The organism is Verticiella alkaliphila (genome assembly GCF_018904615.1).
Lineage (GTDB): Bacteria > Pseudomonadota > Gammaproteobacteria > Burkholderiales > Burkholderiaceae_B > Verticiella > Verticiella alkaliphila.
Genome location: NZ_JADCNH010000026.1, coordinates 48,972 through 68,030, shown reverse-complemented (window position 1 = coordinate 68,030; position 19,059 = coordinate 48,972). Strand labels below are relative to the sequence as shown.

The 19,059-nt window shown below is 67.6% G+C and carries 15 protein-coding genes; 10 read left to right on the top strand and 5 right to left on the bottom strand.

Annotated features, from left to right (window positions below; genetic code table 11):
- Positions 1–171 precede the first annotated feature (171 nt).
- The gene (locus IMZ29_RS16000; RefSeq protein ID WP_216185939.1) at positions 172–1,140 is read right to left on the bottom strand and encodes a Bug family tripartite tricarboxylate transporter substrate binding protein; all 969 of its coding nucleotides are present in this window, start codon (positions 1,138–1,140) and stop codon (positions 172–174) included.
- Positions 1,141–1,381: 241 nt separating this feature from the next.
- On the opposite strand from IMZ29_RS16000, the gene IMZ29_RS15995 reads away from it, so the two are divergent.
- From IMZ29_RS15995 to rpsI, 3 genes are all read left to right on the top strand, one after another.
- Positions 1,382–1,912 carry a hypothetical protein gene (locus tag IMZ29_RS15995; protein ID WP_216185937.1) on the top strand — a complete coding sequence of 177 codons (531 nt, stop codon included), beginning with the start codon at positions 1,382–1,384 and terminating at the stop codon, positions 1,910–1,912.
- Positions 1,913–2,199: 287 nt separating this feature from the next.
- Entirely contained in the window at positions 2,200–2,658 is a 459-nt protein-coding gene (gene rplM, locus IMZ29_RS15990) for a 50S ribosomal protein L13 (protein WP_216185935.1), read from the top strand.
- Positions 2,655–3,047 carry a 30S ribosomal protein S9 gene (gene rpsI / locus IMZ29_RS15985; RefSeq protein ID WP_216185933.1) on the top strand — a complete coding sequence of 131 codons (393 nt, stop codon included), beginning with the start codon at positions 2,655–2,657 and terminating at the stop codon, positions 3,045–3,047. Before rplM ends, rpsI begins: the two co-directional genes overlap by 4 nt.
- A gap of 111 nt (positions 3,048–3,158) precedes the next feature.
- Here the strand turns inward: rpsI and IMZ29_RS15980 are convergent, their stop codons facing one another.
- Together IMZ29_RS15980 and IMZ29_RS15975 are read right to left on the bottom strand one after the other, a co-directional pair.
- The gene (locus IMZ29_RS15980; RefSeq protein ID WP_216185931.1) at positions 3,159–4,130 is read right to left on the bottom strand and encodes a tripartite tricarboxylate transporter substrate binding protein; all 972 of its coding nucleotides are present in this window, start codon (positions 4,128–4,130) and stop codon (positions 3,159–3,161) included.
- Complete coding sequence (locus IMZ29_RS15975; RefSeq protein WP_371820309.1) at positions 4,127–4,954, bottom strand: amidohydrolase family protein; 828 nt, start codon at positions 4,952–4,954, stop codon at positions 4,127–4,129. Before IMZ29_RS15975 ends, IMZ29_RS15980 begins: the two co-directional genes overlap by 4 nt.
- Before the next feature lie 98 nt (positions 4,955–5,052).
- Here IMZ29_RS15975 and IMZ29_RS15970 point away from each other — a divergent pair, with 98 nt between their 5' ends.
- On the top strand, positions 5,053–5,946 hold the full coding sequence (locus IMZ29_RS15970; RefSeq protein WP_216185929.1) for a LysR family transcriptional regulator: 894 nt from the start codon (positions 5,053–5,055) through the stop codon (positions 5,944–5,946).
- Between the two features lie 32 nt (positions 5,947–5,978).
- Here the strand turns inward: IMZ29_RS15970 and IMZ29_RS15965 are convergent, their stop codons facing one another.
- Positions 5,979–11,354 (bottom strand): ExeM/NucH family extracellular endonuclease, encoded by a 5,376-nt coding sequence (locus IMZ29_RS15965; RefSeq protein WP_216185927.1) that lies wholly within the window; start codon positions 11,352–11,354, stop codon positions 5,979–5,981.
- 341 nt (positions 11,355–11,695) lie between these two features.
- On the opposite strand from IMZ29_RS15965, the gene IMZ29_RS15960 reads away from it, so the two are divergent.
- The 3 genes from IMZ29_RS15960 to glcF are packed head-to-tail and all read left to right on the top strand — an operon-like array spanning position 11,696 to position 15,720.
- Positions 11,696–13,192 (top strand): FAD-linked oxidase C-terminal domain-containing protein, encoded by a 1,497-nt coding sequence (locus IMZ29_RS15960; RefSeq protein WP_216185925.1) that lies wholly within the window; start codon positions 11,696–11,698, stop codon positions 13,190–13,192.
- Complete coding sequence (gene glcE, locus IMZ29_RS15955; protein ID WP_216185923.1) at positions 13,193–14,296, top strand: glycolate oxidase subunit GlcE; 1,104 nt, start codon at positions 13,193–13,195, stop codon at positions 14,294–14,296.
- A gap of 8 nt (positions 14,297–14,304) precedes the next feature.
- Positions 14,305–15,720, top strand: a complete 1,416-nt coding sequence (gene glcF, locus IMZ29_RS15950; RefSeq protein ID WP_216185921.1) for a glycolate oxidase subunit GlcF — start codon at positions 14,305–14,307, stop codon at positions 15,718–15,720.
- Positions 15,721–15,751: 31 nt separating this feature from the next.
- On the opposite strand, the gene IMZ29_RS15945 is transcribed toward glcF, so the two are convergent.
- A complete protein-coding gene (locus IMZ29_RS15945; protein ID WP_216185919.1) occupies positions 15,752–16,528 on the bottom strand; it encodes an SDR family oxidoreductase in 777 nt (258 codons plus the stop codon).
- Between the two features lie 209 nt (positions 16,529–16,737).
- On the opposite strand from IMZ29_RS15945, the gene argC reads away from it, so the two are divergent.
- From argC to erpA, 3 genes are read left to right on the top strand one after another with little or no spacing between them, the layout of a single operon-like run.
- The gene (argC, locus tag IMZ29_RS15940; RefSeq protein ID WP_216185917.1) at positions 16,738–17,802 is read left to right on the top strand and encodes an N-acetyl-gamma-glutamyl-phosphate reductase; all 1,065 of its coding nucleotides are present in this window, start codon (positions 16,738–16,740) and stop codon (positions 17,800–17,802) included.
- Between the two features lie 32 nt (positions 17,803–17,834).
- A complete protein-coding gene (locus tag IMZ29_RS15935; RefSeq protein ID WP_216185915.1) occupies positions 17,835–18,647 on the top strand; it encodes a DUF6776 family protein in 813 nt (270 codons plus the stop codon).
- The gene (gene erpA / locus IMZ29_RS15930; RefSeq protein WP_216185913.1) at positions 18,644–19,012 is read left to right on the top strand and encodes an iron-sulfur cluster insertion protein ErpA; all 369 of its coding nucleotides are present in this window, start codon (positions 18,644–18,646) and stop codon (positions 19,010–19,012) included. The genes IMZ29_RS15935 and erpA overlap by 4 nt, the downstream gene beginning before the upstream one ends.
- Positions 19,013–19,059 lie beyond the last annotated feature (47 nt).

Genomic DNA, 19,059 nt, shown 5'->3' with positions numbered 1-19,059 from the left:
TCGATGCGTGTGGCCGTCGCCTCGGGCTGGCGGCCCCCATCGATGTCGGTGGCGATGAGCTGCGCGCCCATGCGGCGAGGCCTTGCGCCACGGCCGCGCCGATGCCCAGGCCCGCGCCGGTCACGAGCACCGTGTGGCCGGCGAGCAGGCAGGGCGAGTCGGCCACCGCCGTCATTGCACGCTCGCGCCGCTCACCTTGACCACGTCCTGGTAGCGGGCCAGCTCGCGCTGCATGAACTCGCCGAAGGCCTCGGGCGTACCGAAAACCGGCTCCATCATCATGTCCTTGTAGAAGCTCTGCAGCTCCGGGGTCTGCAAGGCCTTGACGATACCGGCGTTCAGACGGGCGACGGCCTCGGGCGGCGTGCCCTTGGGCGCCACGAGGCCCCACCACGTATCGAACTCGAAGCCGGGATAGGTGGCGGCCACCGTGGGCAGACCCGGCAGCAGCGCGCTGGGCTCCGCCGTGGTCACCGCCAGCGGCAGCAGCTTGCCCGCGGCGATGTTGGCGGCCGAGGTGGCCAGGTTGTCGAAGGTGTAGTCGACCAGGCCCGAGAGCAGCGCCAGTTGCGACGGGCCACCGCCGTTGTACGGCACGTGCACCGCCTGCAGGCCGGCGCGGTGGTTGAACACCTCGCCCGCCAGGTGGCCCGCGCTGCCGTTGCCGCCGCTCGCGTAGCTCATCTTGGCGGAGTTCTCCTTGGCGTAGGCGACGAACTCGGCGAAGTTGGTGATGTTCAGGCGCTTGGCGGCATCCGCGTTCATCACCAGCACGTTGGGGATGCGCGTGAGCTGCGTGATGGGCGTGAAGTCGGCCGACGCGTCGTAGGGCAACTCCTTGAAGAGCCAGGGGTTGATGGCATTGGTGGCCACCGCGGCCACGCCGATGGTGTAGCCGTCGGCAGGCGAGCGCGCGAGCGCGTTCATGCCGATGCCGCCACCGCCGCCCGGACGGTTCTCGACGATCATCGTGCCCAGGTCGGCCGAGGCCTTGTCGGCCAGGCGGCGCACGTTCAGATCGATGGCGCCACCCGGCGCGTACGGCACAATGACCTTGACGGGGCGGTTCTGCGCGAACGACGGGGCGGCGAGGACGGTCGCGGCGAGGGCAGCCGAGACGAGAAGGGTTCTGCGTTTCATGGGGTGTCTCCAAATAGGGGCGATCTCTGGACGGACCATTGCGGCGGCCTGTACTCGCGCTGCGCGCGTTCCGAACGGCCGATGCCGCGCGTCGGATTCTACTTGGCCGCGCCCCTGGGCAAGACCTCGGCCTTCCCGCGGCGTGCCCCGTTGCATCCCGGCACACGAGGAGGTACGGAAAATGCTTGGTTCTCGCCGCATCGCGCCGGGCGGGACCGGCGCCCTTCGCTGGAGTCTTTTCATGAATACCCTCGTCGCGAACAGCAGCGCCCCTCGCCTCTCCTGGGGCGCCATCCTCGCCGGCGTGAGCCTGTCGCTTGTCGTCTATCTGCTCCTCGGCGTGCTCGGTACCGCCGTGACGGTGACCCTGGCTAGCCCGACCGATCCGGGCTCTGGCGCCGGCACCGGCCCCTTCACCGGCATCTGGCTGGTGGCCAGCACGGGTGCCGCCATCGCCGTGGGCGCCTACTTCGCCGGGCGCTTCGCCCATTCGCATGGTGCCCTGCATGGTCTGCTGTGCTGGGCGATCACCACCCTGCTCACCGTGTACATCTTCACCTCGGTGGCGGGCAGCATCTTCGGGCTGGCCGCCACGGCGGCGGCCGAAGGCCTCATGCTCGCGCCGCACGCGCTCACCTGGGCCGCCTGGTGGACGTTGATCGCCCTCGTCGTGGGCGCCATCATTGCCACGGTCTGCGGCCGCCTCGGCTATCGTGGCCAGCTTCACGTGTTCCAGGACGCTGACGGACGCACCGAGGTGTTCCGCAGCTGACGCGCGGGACGTGGCCTCACGGCCACAGGGATTGTCCAGGGCCGCCCATTCGTGCTAGGATGGGCGGCTTTTCTTTGTCTTTTGACAGGGAAAAGGGCTTTTGCAGCGGGATCTTCAGGCAGGATTTGAAGAGCTCCCATCAGCGGCATACGCCCTAGAGGCAGTCACCTTGTGATTGCCTTGCCAAGAGCGCACGCACTGGCTCTTGCGGCACGGACGACGCATAACGTCCTGGCCAAAGCCCAGGTATGTTGCCTGGGTGTCTTTTCTCCTTATTTGGAACCGTCATGAAATCCTTTGTTGCCAAGCCGGCCGAAGTGACGCGTGACTGGTATGTGATTGACGCGAAGGGCAAAGTCCTCGGTCGTGTGGCCAGCGAAGTCGCACACCGTCTGCGTGGTAAGCACAAGCCAGAATTCACTCCTCACGTCGATACGGGCGATTACATCGTCATCATCAACGCGTCGGAAATCGTCGTGACCGGTAACAAGGCGCTGGACAAGCGCTACTACCGTCACTCGGGCTATCCCGGCGGTATCACCGAGACGACGTTCGAGAAGATGCAACAGCGCTTCCCGGGCCGTGCGATCGAGAAGGCCGTCAAGGGCATGCTGCCCAAGGGTCCGCTCGGCTACGCCATGATCAAGAAGATGAAGATCTACGCTGGCGCCGAACATCCGCACAGCGCTCAGCAGCCCAAGCTGCTGGAGCTGGAGAACACCGTCGCCAAGAGGAGCCGCGCATGATCGGCAACTGGAATTACGGCACCGGCCGTCGCAAGACGTCTGTCGCTCGCGTCTTCCTGAAGAAGGGCTCGGGCAAGATCATCATCAACGGCAAGCCCGTCGATGAGTACTTCGGTCGCGAAACCGGCCGCATGATCGTGCGTCAGCCGCTGGAACTCACGAGCCACCTCGAATCGTTCGACTTCAAGGTCAACGTTCACGGTGGTGGTGAATCGGGTCAAGCCGGCGCCGTGCGCCACGGCATCACCCGCGCGCTGATCGACTATGACGCGTCCTTGAAGCCGCAGCTGTCGCAAGCTGGCTTCGTGACGCGTGACGCCCGTGAAGTCGAACGTAAGAAGGTCGGCTTCCACAAGGCACGTCGCCGCAAGCAGTTCAGCAAGCGCTAAGCGTTTGTCGTGTACCGTGCCTCGCACGGTGCCCGCAAAAAACCCCGCCTCGGCGGGGTTTTTTGTTGCCTGCTCCCGGCGCGCCAACGCGCGCCGCCAAGCCCATGGCCCTTAGTTCGTCTTCAGACCGGCCTCCTGGACCAGCGTCTTCCACTTCTCGATCTCCGCACGTCGGAACGTGTCCAGTTCAGCCGGCGTGGAGCCCACGGGCTCGGCGCCGATGGCTTCGAGTTGCTTGCGCATCTCGGGTGAACGCACGACCTTGGCCAGGGCCGCCGACACCGTGTCGACGATCTCGGGCGGCGTGCCGGCCGGGGCGAACACCGCATTCCATTCGTACGCCTCGTAGCCGGGCACGCCCGATTCGGCGAGCGTGGGCAGATCCGGCGCCGCGCTCGAGCGCGACTTGCCCGTCACCGCAATGGCGCGCAGCTTGCCGCTCTGCACGTGCGTCCAGGCCGACCCCATGCTCGCGAACATGATGGGCACCTGGCCCGCCATGACGTCGACCATCGCCGGGCCGCCGCCCTTGTACGGCACGTGCTCCAGATGCGTCTTGGCCAGGTGATTGAAGAGCTCGCCCGCCAGGTGCTGCGCCGAGCCCGGCCCGGACGAGGCGAACATCAGGGCGTTGCCGCTGCGCCGCCCGCCTTCGATGACATCGTTCACGGATTGCACGGGCGACGCGGGCGTCGTCACGAGCACGTTGGGCACGCGCAGCAGCAGCGACACGGGCGTGAAGGCGCCCAGCGTATCGAAGGCCATGTTGGCCTGCACGGCAGGATTCTGGGCGTGATTGGAGGCGTCCAGCATGAGCGTGTAGCCATCGGCTGCCGCACGTGCCACATAGGCGCCGCCGATCATGCCGCCAGCGCCGCCCTTGTTCTCGATGATGACGCTCTGGCCCAGCTCGGCAGACAGACGCGGGCCGAGCATGCGCGCCACGGCGTCCACGGTGCCGCCGGGCGGATAGGTGACGACGAGCGTGATGGGCTTTTCGGGATAGGCTGCGGCTGCGGTGCCGGCGCCCGCGCAGGCGCCCAGCCCCAGGGCCAGCATGGCCAGCGTGCGTTGGACGGTCATGGTGTGTTGTCTCCAGGGAATTGAAAGAGTGTCCGGGCGGTCTCGCCCAGGATGACGGCGCGTTGCTCGGGATCCGGGATCCAGAGGTCGAGCCAGGCTCGGCTGCTGGCATGGTCTGCCTGCTGCCGGTGTTCCGTGTGAGGCCAGTCGCTGCCCCAGACGAGCCGCTGTTCGCCAAAGGCAGACAGGAGTGCCTGAGCGCAGGGCAAGGCCGCCGGTGCAGACGGCCAGAGGCGATAGGGCGCGGACAGCTTGACCCACACCTGTCCGGTGTCGGCCAGCGTGAGGAGATGGCGCAACCCTGGATCGGCGAGGCCCTGGGCCGGCGCCGGGCGCCCGAAGTGGTCCACCACCACGCGACAGCCGTGATCAAGGAGTGGCGCGAGGATGGCGGCCAGCGCGAGGCTCGGTGCATGGACCTCGACATGCCAGTCGAGCTGCCGCACCGCCTGCAGCAGCTCAGGCCAGTGGCCTGCCGTGAAGTCGGGTGCGGGCAGGCCGATGAGATTGAGCCGGATGCCCACGATGCCAGCGGCATGCAGGGCGGGCAATGCGGTGGCCGGGGTGCTGCCGTCGATGACGGCAACCCCGCGAAGCCGCGCCGGTGCCTGTGCCAGCGCCTCGAGCAGGAAACGGTTGTCCGTCCCCAGGAAGCTCGGCTGCACCAGGACGCCATGCGTGAGCGCCTGCGCGTCGAGCAGCGCCAGATACGCTGCCAGGCTGGCCGTGTCGTCAGGGGTGTACCGACGGCCCGGCACCATGGGCAAGCCCGGGTGAAACACGTGGGCGTGGGTATCCACGGCCAGAGCGGGAGCAACGGTCACGCGAGATCTCCAGACGGGGCAACGCAATGAGGCGAATTCTAGGCAGTGTCCGTATTCGCATCTATGATGTTTTCCAGCGATTTACATAGCGTTTACGTATGGATCACCGCAGCCTGCGCCACTTTCTCGCCATCATCGACCACGGCAGCATCAGTCGCGCTGCCACGGCTCTCGACATGGCCCAGCCGGCATTGAGTCAGGCCCTCGTGCGCCTGGAGCGGGATCTGGGCGTGAAGCTCTTCGTGCGCACTCGCAGGGGCGCCGCGCCCACCGAGGCGGCGCTCGCCATGGTGGAGTCGGTCCGCGCAGGGCTCGCGCAGCTGGAGGGCGGCGTCGCCCAGGCCCGGGCGATTGCCCAGGGCAAGGCAGGCCGGCTCACCATCGGCCTCGTGTCGTCGGCGCTGCTGGAAGTCCTGCCGCGCGCCCTGCGCGCACTGCGCGCTGCAGCGCCAGGGGTGCAGGTCGTATTGCGCGAGATGAGCAATGCCGAGCAGGCTGAGGCCTTGCGCACCGGCGAGATCGACGTGGGACTCATGCACACGCCGGTGGCCGTGAGCGGGCGCATGCGCGAGCGTCTGCTGCTGCGCGAGCGGCTCGTGGCGGCCGTGCCGGCGGATTTCCCCGTTGCGGCCGATGGCTGCGTGGGCCTAGCCGACATTGCCCGCACGGGTCTCGTGATCTTTCCGGAGCGACAGTTGCCCGCCTTCTACGCCGGCGTGCTCGATGCGATACGCCAGGCGGGGCTGGCCGCCCCCACCGTCCAGGAAGCGAATCGCACATTGACGGTGCTCGCCTGCGTGGCCGGTGGCTGCGGACTCGCCCTGCTGCCCAGCTGGATCCGGGCGCTGAATTTTCAGGACGTACGCTTCTGCGAGGTGCGCGACGGCCAGGATCTGCCCAGCTTCGACCTCAGTGCGATCTGGCCCGCCCGCTCGACGACGAGCCTGGCAGACCTCTTTGCCACGCTTGCGCTGGACCGCGCCCAGCGCTGACGGGGCGGCGGCCTGCGCCGCCCCGCGCCAGCTTACATCGTGAAGAACGTGTCGACGTCCAGCAGGATGCCGTTCGCCGTCTGCCCCGCGAGGTTGATGCGGTTCTCCCCGCTCTCGGAAAACGACGCCAGCAGGTTCTCGCGCGCCATGCCGCTTTCGAGCGCATCCAGCCAGTAGCTGGCACCGCCGTCCTCGGCCTCGCGGCCCAGGACATTGGCATAGAGCAGGTCGATGAAGGCGTCGTTCGACAGCGACTGGTACTGGCCAAAGCTCTGCGTGAACTCGTCCGAGGCCAGAAAGCCGCGGGCCAGCCAGGTGACGTCGCCCTCGGCCCCGTCCAGCGCGCGCGTCCAGTAGCTCACGCCGCCCAGGTCAGGGGCACGGTCGAACGCGGCCTCGTACAGGCGGTAGGACTGACCCGCCGCACCGTCCACGTCGAAGGCCACGAGCGTGTCCTCGAACCACAGGCGCTCGACGTTGGTGAGCGTGTTGACACCATCCGGACCGCTCACCGAGATCGGGAAGCCGTCCTCGCCGACCACGATCGTGTAGTCGGACAGCGTGCCGCTGAACTTGGCGTAGTCCAGTCCCCCGGCGCCACCGTCTAGCACGTCGTTGCCCGCGCCGCCGACGAGGATGTCGTCGCCAGCGCCGCCGGTGATCTCGTCGTCGCCATCGGTGCCCACGAGTTCGCCACCGTTGTCATCGCCCACGATGACCTTGCCGGGGTTCTCGCCGGGTTCGCCAGGCACACCCGGCTCCTCGGGCTGTCCAGGCTCACCGCCCATATCCGTGCCCTCGAGCACCGTGCTGTCACGCGCGTCCAGGTTCTGCACACGCTCGTCCAACGCGGCCGGCACATCAGCCTCGTCGTACGCGGTATCCGGCGTGCCGTGGAACTCGGCGAGGTAGTCCGCCAGGGCCTTTTGCTCGCCCAGTGCACCGTCGGGAATCGTCGTGTTGGTCGGGTCCTCCACGGGATCGGAGAGCGAGCCGTCTTGCATCACGAAGCGGAAGTTGGTGCCGTTCTCGGGGATCTTGTAGCCATCGGAGCCGCCGGCCACGAAGCTCAGCGTCACCACCGAGATCGTGGCCGGCGCGCCGGCCACGACCACGCCATCGGCCACCAGTGCATGCTTGACGCCAGCCACGTCCGTGACGGACACCTCGCGGATCTGCTGGCCTGCGGGCAGGGTGCGATCGTACGAGAACTGGAAGCCACCGATCTGCGGGAAGCCGCCGGCACCCGGGTTCAGGCTCACGCCATTGAGGATGTTCAGCAGGCCCTGGGCGGTGGTGTCGAACACCATCAGCTTGTTGTCAAAGCGCAGGGCATTCTCCAGATCCAGCTGCGAGATGCCGCCCGCGGGCTTGCCCAGGCTGTCGTTAGCGATGGGGGCCGTCTTGTTGCCCCCGCCATCCACCGCACCGATCGAGGCGCGGATGCCGCCCGCGTTCTTGATCGACAGCAGGATCGCATCCTCGCCTTGTGCGGCCGCCTGCGAGACCCAGGCGTTCGCGTCGGCCGACAGGTTGCCCAGGTTGACTTCCTGACCACGGCCAAAGGCGCGGTCACCTTCCAGGTAGACGTTGGTGTAGCCGTAGATCGTGCCGTCCTTCTCGGCAACGACCGCGCCTACCGCATCGGTGATCTCGCGCACCTGGCCACCCTTGGAGCCGTCAGCGAAGGCTTCCTCGATGCGGTCTCCATAGACCTCCTCCACCGTGGCTTCGGTCGAGGCGAAGGCGCCGCTCACCGTCGGGTCCAGCGAGTCGAGAACAACGTTGCCGTCGGCATCGAAGTCCACGACCAGACGACCCAGATAGCTGTACTCGCCGTCCGTGGAGACGATCAGCGTGTTGTTGCCGTCCGCGTCCTGCGCGACGAACGGGTAGCTTTCGGCGAACTCACGGCCTGGGTACGGTGTATTGCCGTCGTTGCCCATGGCCACGTGCGAGCCGGCCGCGAGGATGATGTCGACACCGCTCAGCAGGCCCGCCAGTTCCTTTTCGTTGGCCAGGTCCTGCAAATGTGCCATCAGAATGATTTTGTTGATGCCCTGCTCACGCAGCGCATCGATCTCGAGCTGGAGCTGCCCGGCCAGCAGCGCCATGTCGTCACCGCTCGGGTTGCCCTGGACGGTGGTGCCGTTGGGCGAGGACAGACTCAGCAGACGCTGCGTGGTGGCGCCCACCAGGCCGATCTGCTCGCCGCCCTGCTCGATCACGGTCGATGCGGCGATCTTGCCGCCGATGTCTTCGGCGTTCTGGCCAGCGTCCACGACCTTGTCCCGGATGGCCGAATCGCCGCTGAAGTCCAGGTTGGCCGAGAGATAGGGGAAAAGCGCACCGGGGAAGGCGCCGCTGGCGCTGATCGCATCGGCGAATACCGACGATCCCAGATCCCACTCGTGATTGCCGATGACCGAGGCCTGCACGCCCAGGGCATTGTGAATGGCAATGTCCGGCCGCGCGAGGCCCGAGTAGCCCAGCACGTCGACCAGCGAAGGATCGGCACCCGCCGTCATGAAGGGGCTGGGGATGAAGTTGTCGCCGCCCGACAGGATGAGGGTGTTCTCGTAGGTATCGTCGAACCAGTCGACCAACGCCGCCATGTTGGGCGCGGTCTGGCCGGCCAGCAGGCCCGCTTCGGCGTCGCCCCAGTGCAGCAGTTGCAGCGTGAAGATGTCGGTGTTGGCCGACGACAGATCCAGGCCGATCACCATCGGATCGTGATCGGACACGCGGGCCACGACGTCACCGTCGAAGACATCCGGGCTGCGGCCAAAATCCAGGTTGTAATCCAGCGCATCAGCCTCGTCGGCGTTGATGTGCCACTGTGCCACGCCTGTGACCTGGGCGGCGGCGGTGGCAGTGGCCAGGGTGTAGTCCAGCGTGCCGGTCTGACCGTCGAAGACATACGAGTACGGTGCGTCCAGACGATCCTCCAGGTTCTCGAAGCCGCCCTGGGCCAGGATGGCGAGCGGGCTTTCCGCCGCGTAGGCGTTGAGGTCCCCCAGGATGAAGATGTCCGGGTCGCTCGACTGCGTGGGCTCGGTCTCGAGCCACGCCAGCAGGGCCTTGGCGGTAAGCTCGCGCTGATGGTTCCACCCCCCCGCGCCGTCGCCAACGTCAGCGTTGGCGCCCGGCGCGCCATCGGCGCTGCCCTTGGACTTGAAGTGATTCAGGGCAGCCGTGAACGTCTCGCCCGACGCGATGTCCTCAAAGGTGACGGCCAGCGGATTGCGGCTCGCGTTCTCGCCATCGAAGATTCGGCCAATCGCGCTTTCGTTCAGCCACGCCTGACCGCCGTCCAGCCCCGCGAGCGTGGCATCGTTCAGGATGGCCGGGCTTGTGCCCTCGGCGACTTTGACCGTGCTGACCTTGTAGATGAAGCCGTTGGCGATGGCATCGGCACCGACGTGCTTCTGGCCTGGGTTGACCCAGCCATACTGGTCTTCTGCCGGCAGGCGGGCGTTCAGCTGCTGTACCAGGTACTCCAGCGCATTGCCCGGCGAGCCCGGCTCGAAGTCGTTCTCCATCTCGATCAGCCCCATCACATCCGCGTCGATGGCGATGAGAGCGTTGACGAGCTTCTCCGTCTGGCGGGCGAATTCCTCGGCGCTGTCAGCGCCTCGCGGATCATGGCCGTTGGCGGTCGTGGCGCTGCCGATGTCCAGCGTGCGGAAGTAGTTCAGGACATTCAGGTTCCCCATTTTCAACGAGCCGCCAACGTCCTCGGTCGCCTGCGTGCGCTCGTTGACGCGGTCAAACGTGTTGCTGCCGTCCTCGACGGCGCGAACGCGGAACTGGTCGAAGTCGTAATCGAGGACGCCCACCAAGCCGTCCACCGTGTCGCCCATGCGCGGCGCGGTGGCCGTGGTATACGGATCGAAGCCATCCAGATTGCCGATGGCCGCGTTCTGCACGCCCAGGCCATCGTCATACACGATCGTGCGCGCGGCCAGCTCCTGCACGTGCTGCAGGTAGCCCGCCACGTCCGGCGCGTTGTCCACGGTGTACTGCGAGGGTCGCTCGCCCGCGACGAGCTTGATCTCGTTGTAACGGTCCAGATCGAACTGCTCGGTGATGGTGAGCGTGTCGGTGAACTTCACCAGCATGCCTTCGTAGGCCTCGAGATCGGCGACCCAGCCGGTTCCCGCCGCCACCGCGCCCACGGCCGGCAGCGACACGTCCGCCGCCATGGTCGATATGTCGGCCACGGCACCGGCCTGTGTCACCGCGACGCTCTCGGCGGTGATCTGCGTCTTGCCGAAGCGCTCGCCCACCACCCCCGTGACCATCACGCGATCACCCACGTTGACGTCCATGCCGTTGAGGGCCTGCCCGTCGAACACGAAGATGCCTTCGGAGGTCAGCGGATTGTCGTCGTGTTCGGCTGCTTCGGCCTGCAGGAAAAACCCCTGGAGATCCCGCTTGGCATCGCCGTCGCTGCTCTGGAAGTCACCGACGACGATAGCCTCGACCGTGACGGTCTGGCCCGTCAGGGGGCTGGCCGAGCCGGCGCCCTGGATCGCATGGATGGCGGTCAACACGGGCGCGGCGTCGGGGTCGAGGGTATGCACAGGAATGCTGGACACGGCCAGCGCATTGCCCGCGAGGTCGGAGATGGCAGCATCGCCGATCGCAAGCACGTAGGCCGTGTCTGGGTCGAGCGGATCGACAGGAGTCACGACAAGCGTGGCGCCTTGCACGACAGCGGTGATCTGCACCGCGGCGTCGGCCGTCGCCTCGGCCGGATACAGAACGATCTTGGTGGCGTCGTCGATCTGGATGCGTTCGTTGAAGGCGACCGTGATGGCTTGAGCCGGGTCCTGCTCCAGCACCTCCTCACTGACGAGCACGGGGGCCGTCTCGTCCGGACCGGGGGCGATGAACACCTGGTCGGCGTTGGGACTGCCCTCAGGCGACTCGGCGCGCGCGGCAGCCCAGGTGAAATCGCTGTATTGGCTACCCGTGCCGATCAACTGCAAGGAATGCCCGGCGGGAGACGTCTGGGACTCGAACACGCCGATGTCCTCGCTGGTCATGCCGGCGGCAGGGCCGGATGCCGCCACGAAGGAGCCTTCGTAGCTCAGGAACTGCACCACAGTACCGCTGGCATCCACCAGCGCGAAGCCGTCGGGCTCCAGCCCATCGTTGCTGTTGCTGCCACCGTTCTGCAGACCGGAAGCGCTGACGCGCAGGAAACCAAAGCCGTTGGTCTCGTCGACCAACGTTCCTTCCAGGTTGATCGTGTTGTAGACACTGCGCTGGCTGGGGCTGCCGTTGTAGAGCGCAATCGTCCAGCCGGTCAGGTCGGTACCGTCAAGACCGGCGATGCGGATGAATTCGCCAGTGTCAGTACCAGCGTTGTCGTAATGAAACTCGTTGATCCAGGCGGACACAGGGGTTTCCTCGGATTAGGGTATGGGTGCAATGGACGGAGCCCTGACCAAGGACGTGCGGCGTCCGGTTCCACGCAGGTGACATGGCGGTGAGGGGCGTTGCACGGCATGCAATGCCGACTGTGCGAGGCGACTATAGGAAGCCTCCGTGAAGCCGTGATGACACGTGACGGATGACAACAGCGTGTGTGAAACGACCTGTCACCGCACCCCGTGCAGCCCGGGCAAGCCCGCTCTGAGGGACTTTGAGGGCGTTACAGACGCGCCCAGACGAGCCGTTATAGTGTTGGGTTGCCGCGCGCTACCGTGGGTAGGCGCGGCCGTTCCCAGGAGCCGCCCGCGTGTCTGCCGCATCCTCTGCGATCGACCCGGCCCAGCGCACGCAGCGCCAGGCCGAGGTTGTCCAAGCCCTCTCCCCCCTGTTGCCCACCGGCGCGCTGCTCTGGCGCGACGAGGCGCTCGTCCCTTATGAATGCGACGGGCTGACGGCGTACCGTCAGTTGCCGCTGGCGGTGGCCCTGCCCGCCGACGAGACCCAGCTCGCCGCCGTGCTCAAGGCCTGCCATGACCTGGCCGTTCCCATCGTTGCCCGCGGGGCAGGTACGGGGCTGTCGGGCGGCGCGACGCCGCATGGTCTGGGGGTGACGGTCTCGCTGGCGCGCTTCAACCGCATCCTGTCCATCGACCCGTTGGCGCGCACGGCGCGCGTGCAGTCCGGCGTGCGCAACCTCGCCATCAGCGAAGCGGCAGCCGCGCATGGGCTCTACTACGCGCCCGACCCCAGCAGCCAGATCGCCTGTACGATCGGCGGCAACGTCGCCGAGAACGCGGGCGGCGTGCATTGCCTGAAGTACGGCCTCACCCTGCACAACGTGCTGCAGGTCAAGGGCTACACGGTGGCGGGCGAGCCCATCACCTTCGGCAGCGAAGCGTTGGACAGCGCAGGCTTCGACCTGCTCGCGCTCTTCATCGGCAGCGAAGGCATGCTGGGCGTGGCCACCGAGATCACGGTGCGGCTCACGCCCAAGCCGCAGGTCGCGCGTTGCATCATGGCGAGCTTCGATGACATGCGAAAGGCCGGCAACGCGGTGGCCGACATCATCGCCGCGGCCATCATCCCGGCGGGCCTGGAGATGATGGACAAGCCCATGACGGCGGCGGTCGAGGACTTCGTGCATGCAGGCTACGACCTCACCGCAGAAGCCATCCTGCTGTGCGAGGCGGACGGCACCGAGGCCGAGGTCGCCGACGAGATCGAGCGCATGCTCGATGTGCTGCGGGCTGCGGGCGCCACGCGTCTCGAAGTCAGTGCCGACGAGGCGCAGCGCCTGCGTTTCTGGAGCGGTCGCAAGAACGCCTTTCCGGCCAGCGGGCGGATCAGCCCGGACTACCTCTGCATGGATTCGACCATTCCGCGCAAGCGCCTGGCCGACATGCTGCTGGCCATCACCGAGATGGAATCGACCTACGGGCTGCGCTGCGCGAACGTATTCCATGCGGGCGACGGCAACCTGCACCCGCTCATCCTCTTCGATGCCAACGACCCGGACCAGTTCGATCGCGCCGAACGCTTCGGCGCCGAGATCCTGGAGACGAGCGTGGCCCTGGGCGGCACCGTCACGGGCGAACACGGCGTGGGGCTGGAAAAGCTCAACTCCATGTGCGTGCAGTTCTCTCCCGACGAGCGCGCGCAGTTCCTCGCGGTCAAGGCGGCCTTCGATCCCCAGGGCCTGCTCAATCCGGGCAAGGTCATCCCCACGCTGCAACGCTGCGCCGAGCACGGCAAGATGCACGTCCACCACGGGCTGCTGCCCTTTGCCGACATCCCGAGGTTCTGAATGCACGGCTCTGCCCTCGACGAACCCGCCGTCGCCCGGCTGATCGACCAGGTGCGCGCTGCCACGGCAGCGCGCACGCCCCTGCGCATCCAGGGCGGTGGCACCAAGACCTTCTATGGTCGCCCTATCGACGGTGAGGTGCTCGACACCACCGCGGTCGCCGGCATCACCAGCTACGAGCCGTCCGAGCTCGTCGTGACGGCGCGCGCGGGCACCCCCATCAGCGACGTCGAAGCCGCGCTGCACGAACGTGGCCAGTGCCTGGCTTTCGAGCCACCGCACTTCGCGCCGGGCGGCACCGTCGGCGGCATGGTGGCTGCGGGGCTCTCCGGCCCGGGCCGGGCCACGGCAGGCGCCGTGCGTGACCACGTGCTGGGCACGGCGCTGCTCAACGGCCACGCGCAGGTCCTGCGCTTTGGCGGCCAGGTCATCAAGAACGTGGCGGGCTACGACGTCTCGCGCGTGCTGGCAGGCTCGCTGGGCACGCTGGGCGTGCTGCTGGAGGTCTCGCTGCGCGTGGCCCCCCAGCCGCCTGCACGCACCACGTTGCGCTTCGCGCTGGGCGAGGACGAGGCCGTGCGCCAGGTGAACACCTGGATCGGCCAGGCCCTGCCCGTGCACGCGTCCGCCTGGGTGGACGGCACACTCACCGTGCGCCTGCAAGGGGCCGCGCCGGCCGTGGACAGTGCCGCACGCCGCCTGGGCGGCACGGTGCTCGATGCCGAGGTCGCCCAGGCCTTCTGGACGGCGCTGCGCGACCAGCAGGCCGATGTCTTCACGGCCGCCGCCGGCCAGCGCGCACTGTGGCGACTGTCGGTGCCACCCACCACCGGCCCCCTGGCGCTGGAGCCCACCGACAGCCAGTTGATCGAGTGGCACGGCGGCCTGCGCTGGGTCCACACGCACGCGCTGGCACGCCACATGTTCAACCTCGCGAGCCGCGCGGGTGGCCATGCCACCCTCTTCCGTCCGGCGCAGGGCGCGCCGCTCGGCCCCGTCTTCATGCCATTGGCCGAACCGATCGAGCGCATCCACCGCGCGCTCAAGCAGGCCTTCGATCCCGCCGGCATCTTCAACGCCGGCCGCATCCACCCCGCTCACTGACAGGCGCCATGCAGACCACGCTCGCCCCCGAATTCCGCGACACCCCCGACGGCCAGGAAGCCGAAGCCATCCTGCGCCGCTGCGTGCACTGCGGGTTCTGCACGGCCACCTGTCCCACCTATCAGATCCTGGGTGACGAGCTGGACGGCCCGCGCGGCCGCATCTACCTCATCAAGCAGGCCCTGGAAGGCCAGCCAGTGACGCGCACGACGCAGGAGCACCTGGACCGGTGCCTGACCTGCCGCAACTGCGAGACCACCTGCCCTTCCGGCGTCGAATACGGCAAGCTGGTGGAGATTGGCCGGCGCGTGGTGGACGAACGCGTCACGCGCCCCCTCCCCGAGCGCCTGCTGCGCGGTGCCTTGAAGTCCGGCCTGACGTCACCGGCCTTCACGCCGGCCTTGCGGGTGGGCCAGATGCTTCGCCCCGCGCTGCCCAAGCGCCTGCAGGCCAAGGTGCCGCCGCGCGAGAAAGCCGCGCGCAACGTGCCTGCCCTGGGCACCCATGCCCGCAAGATGCTCATGCTGGCGGGCTGCGTGCAGCCGGCGTTGGCCCCGAACATCAACGAGGCCACACGGCGCGTGCTGGATGCTGCCGGCATCGAGACGGTGTATGCCAAGGGCGCGGGATGCTGCGGCGCGATCCGCCTGCACACGAGCGATCACGACGGCGGGCTCGCCGACATGCGCCGCAACATCGACGCCTGGTGGCCGCTGATCGAATCGGGCGAGATCGAGGCCATCGTGATGAACGCCTCAGGCTGTGGCGTGACGGTGCGCGAATACGGCTACAGCCTGCGCACGGACCCGGCCTATGCCGAGAAGGCGCGCCGGGTGAGCGAACTCACGCGCGACCTGTCCGAGCTGCTGCCCGAGCTCGTCGAATCGCTGGGTCAGCGTCTGCCAGCCCTGCGTGGGGTGCGTCTGGCCGTGCACCCGCCGTGCACGCTGCAGCATGGCCAGCAGCAGCGGGGAGGCATCGAGGCTGGCCTGCGCGCGCTGGGCTGCGAGGTGAGCACGGCGGGTCACGAGGCCCATCTGTGCTGTGGTTCGGCCGGCACGTATTCCGTGCTGCAACCCGAGATCGCCACGGCCTTGCGGGATCGCAAGCTCGCCCAGCTGCTGCCGCAGGAACCGCAGGCCATCGTCTCGGCCAACATCGGGTGCATCCAGCACCTGCAGGGCGGGACGGCGGTGCCGGTGCAGCATTGGGTGGAAGTGCTGGACGCCGCCCTGGTGTCCGGGCCTGCCGCCATCTCGAGACCGTCGCCTCGGCGCGCGGCGCCGGCGCAGACTACGGCGCCGTCGCGGCGCCGCGTGGCGGACCCGGCGGCACTGCCCGCCACGCGCCCTGCCGGCAAACCCAAGGGCAAGGGCGGCACGCGCCATCCTGCCCGCCGCGGCAAGGGCCGCAAGCGGCGTTGATGCGCGCCGGGCACGGGGCCCGGCGCGACGATCAGCCGCGCCCGACGAAGGGCATCTTGGTGGCCATGACCGTGTGGAACAACACGTTGGCCTCCAGCGGCAGGCTGGCCATGTACAGCACGGACTCGGCCACGATCTGCACATCGATCATCGGCTCGATGGCCACGGTGCCGTTGGCCTGCGGCACGCCGCGCGACATGCGCGAGGCGAGATCTGTGTAGGCATTGCCCACGTCGATCTGGCCCACCGCGATGTCGTAGGCGCGCCCATCGAGCGCCCCGGCCTTGGTGAGCCCACCCACCGCATGCTTGGTGGCGGTGTAGGCCATGGCGTTGGGGCGCGGGGCATACGCCGAGATCGAGCCGTTGTTGATGATGCGCCCGCCCTGCGGGCTCTGCGCGCGCATGACGCGAAAGGCCTGTTGCAGGCAATAGAACATGCCGTTCAGGTTGACGTCGACGACGCTCTGCCAATCTTCTGCCGACCACTCGACGAAGTCGCCCGGCGGATTGCTGCGCCCGGCATTGTTGAAGAGCAGATCCAGGCGGCCGAAGCGCGCCACGGTCTGGTCAAAGAGCGCTCGGACCTGCTGCGCATCACCCACGTCGGTGGGCACGCAGAGCGTCTGGAGGTCGGCGCCATGGCGCTCGCGCGCCTCGGCAGCCACGGCCTCCAGCAGTTCGGCGCGCCGGCCGGCCAGGACGAGGTGATAACCCTTGCTCGCCAGGGCGAGCGTGACGGCCTTGCCGATGCCGGAGCCAGCGCCCGTCACGAGCGCAACGGAGGGGGCGGGGGAAGTCGATGTCATGAATGTGTGTCAGAGAGCGTCAGGTCAACGCGGGCACCGCGCAGAGTAGCGCATGCGCCGCGCGACGCTGCATGACAGCCCCTCACCATTGGTAGCCGCTCAGGTTTGCGCAGCACCGCCGTGCCAGGGATAATAAGGAATTGACCCTGCGGCCAGCCCGCTTCGTCGTCCATCACGCCCGCAACGTCGCGCAAATTCCCTTTCGTCCTATGGCCAACTCCACTTCCTCCCGCATCAAGGTCGGTATTGTCGGCGGCACCGGTTACACCGGCGTCGAACTGCTGCGCCTTTTGTCCCAACATCCCGGCGTCGAACTCGTGGCCATCACCTCGCGCAAGGAAGACGGCCTGCGCGTGGACGAGATGTATCCCAGCTTGCGCGGCTCGGTGGACCTGGCTTTCTCGCACCCGGACAACGCGGCGCTCGATCAGTGCGACGTGGTGTTCTTCGCCACCCCGCATGGCGTGGCAATGGCCCAGGCCGACGCGCTGCTGGCCAAGGGCGTGAAGATCATCGACCTGGCGGCGGACTTCCGCCTGCAGGACACCACGGCCTTCGAGCACTGGTACAAGATGCCGCACGGCTGCCCGGGCGTCCTCAAGGAAGCGGTGTACGGCCTGCCCGAACTGCACCGTGAGAAGATCGCCGGGGCACGTGTGATCGGCAATCCGGGCTGCTATCCGACGACCGTGGCCCTGGGCCTGGCCCCGTTGCTGGGCGCCGGACGCCCGCTCGTGGACACCAGCACGCTGATCGCCGACTGCAAGTCCGGCGTCACCGGTGCCGGACGCAAGGCAGAGATCGGCATTCTTTATTCGGAAGCCTCGGACAGCTTCAAGGCCTACGGCGTTGCCGGCCATCGTCACCATCCCGAGATCGTCGAGCAGCTGCAGAAGCTGCTCGGCCAGCCGGTGGGCCTGACCTTCGTGCCGCATCTGACGCCGATGGTGCGTGGCATGCACTCCACGATCTACGCCCGCCTCCTGCCGGAAGGCCGCGACACGGATTACCAGGCGCTGTTCGAACAACGCTATGCCAACGAGCCCTTCGTGGATGTGATGCCTGCCGGCAGCACGCCCGAGACGCGCTCGGTACGTGCCTCCAACATGGTGCGCATTGCCGTGCACCGCCCCGGTGGCGGTGACCAGCTCGTCATCCTCGTCGTGCAGGACAACTTGGTCAAGGGCGCATCCGGGCAAGCTATCCAGAACATGAACCTCATGTTCGGCCTGCCCGAGACCACCGGTCTCACCCAGGTGCCGATCCAACCCTGAGCGCGAGCCCCGTCATGGCAAGGTTTGCGTCGATGTTCGCGCCCCTGTTGCTGGGTGCCGTGCTGGGCGGCGCGGGCGTGTACGCCTGGCAGTGGGAGCCCACGGCGCCGCGCGCCGATGGGCCCACGCTCGCCGAGCAGGTGGACAGTCTGGCCGACGATGTCGCCAGGCTGGATGCCGAGCGCGAGACCCTGCAGAAGGAGCTGGACGAGGCCCAGGCCCGTGAATCCACGCTTCGCGAAGAAGCCGAGAAGGCTGCTGGCGAGGCGAAGGCCGACGCCGAACAGCACGCGACCGAGTTGCGCGAACTGCGCGGCAAGCTGGATGAGACGACGAGTCAGCTCACCGTGGCCGAGTCCGCCAAGGAAACACTGGCCACCGAGCTCGCCACCGCCCAGCAGGACGTGGCCGCGCTGCGCCAGAATCTCGCGTTCTTCGAGCAACTCATCCCGGTGGACGCGAAAAAGGGCCCGATCAGCATTCGCTCAGCCGAGCTCCAGCGTGAGCCGGACGGCTTGCGGTTCCGGGTCCTGGTGATGCGCAACGGGCCTGGCACCGGCGAATTCGCAGGCACCCTGCAGTTCGTGGCGACTGGCACGCGGGCGGGTGAGAGTGCTACCATAACCCTTGAACCCGTGGCAAGCGCCCCCACCTCCTCTGGCACAGCCAAGCCGGCGGGCGGCGGCGCCACCCGGCTCAAGTTCCAGCAGTATCAGCGCGTGGACGGCACCCTGGCCGTTCCGACGGATTTCGAACCCAATGCCGTCACCGTGCGCGTGCTGGAGGGCCGAACCGTCCGATCCGAACACCTCGTCGGGTTGACCCCGAAGGAGTCACCACCATGAATGCCATCGCCGAAAGCGTTACGCTCGACGCCCCGCCGGTCCCGCTCGTCTTCACCGACTCGGCCGCGGCCAAGGTCAAGGAATTGATCATCGAAGAGAACAACACCGAACTGAAGCTGCGCGTGTTCGTGCAGGGCGGTGGCTGTTCCGGTTTCCAGTACGGCTTCACGTTCGACGAAGTCATCAATGACGACGACACCGCCCTGGACAAGGACGGCGTGCAGCTCTTGATCGACCCGATGAGCCTGCAGTACCTGATGGGCGCCGAGATCGACTACAAGGAAGATCTCGAAGGCGCGCAGTTCGTGATCCGCAATCCGAACGCGACCAGCACCTGCGGTTGCGGCTCGTCGTTCTCGGTCTGAACGCCTTCCCCGTCCCGCGCGCGCGCAGGACACTGGCGGCTCGCGCC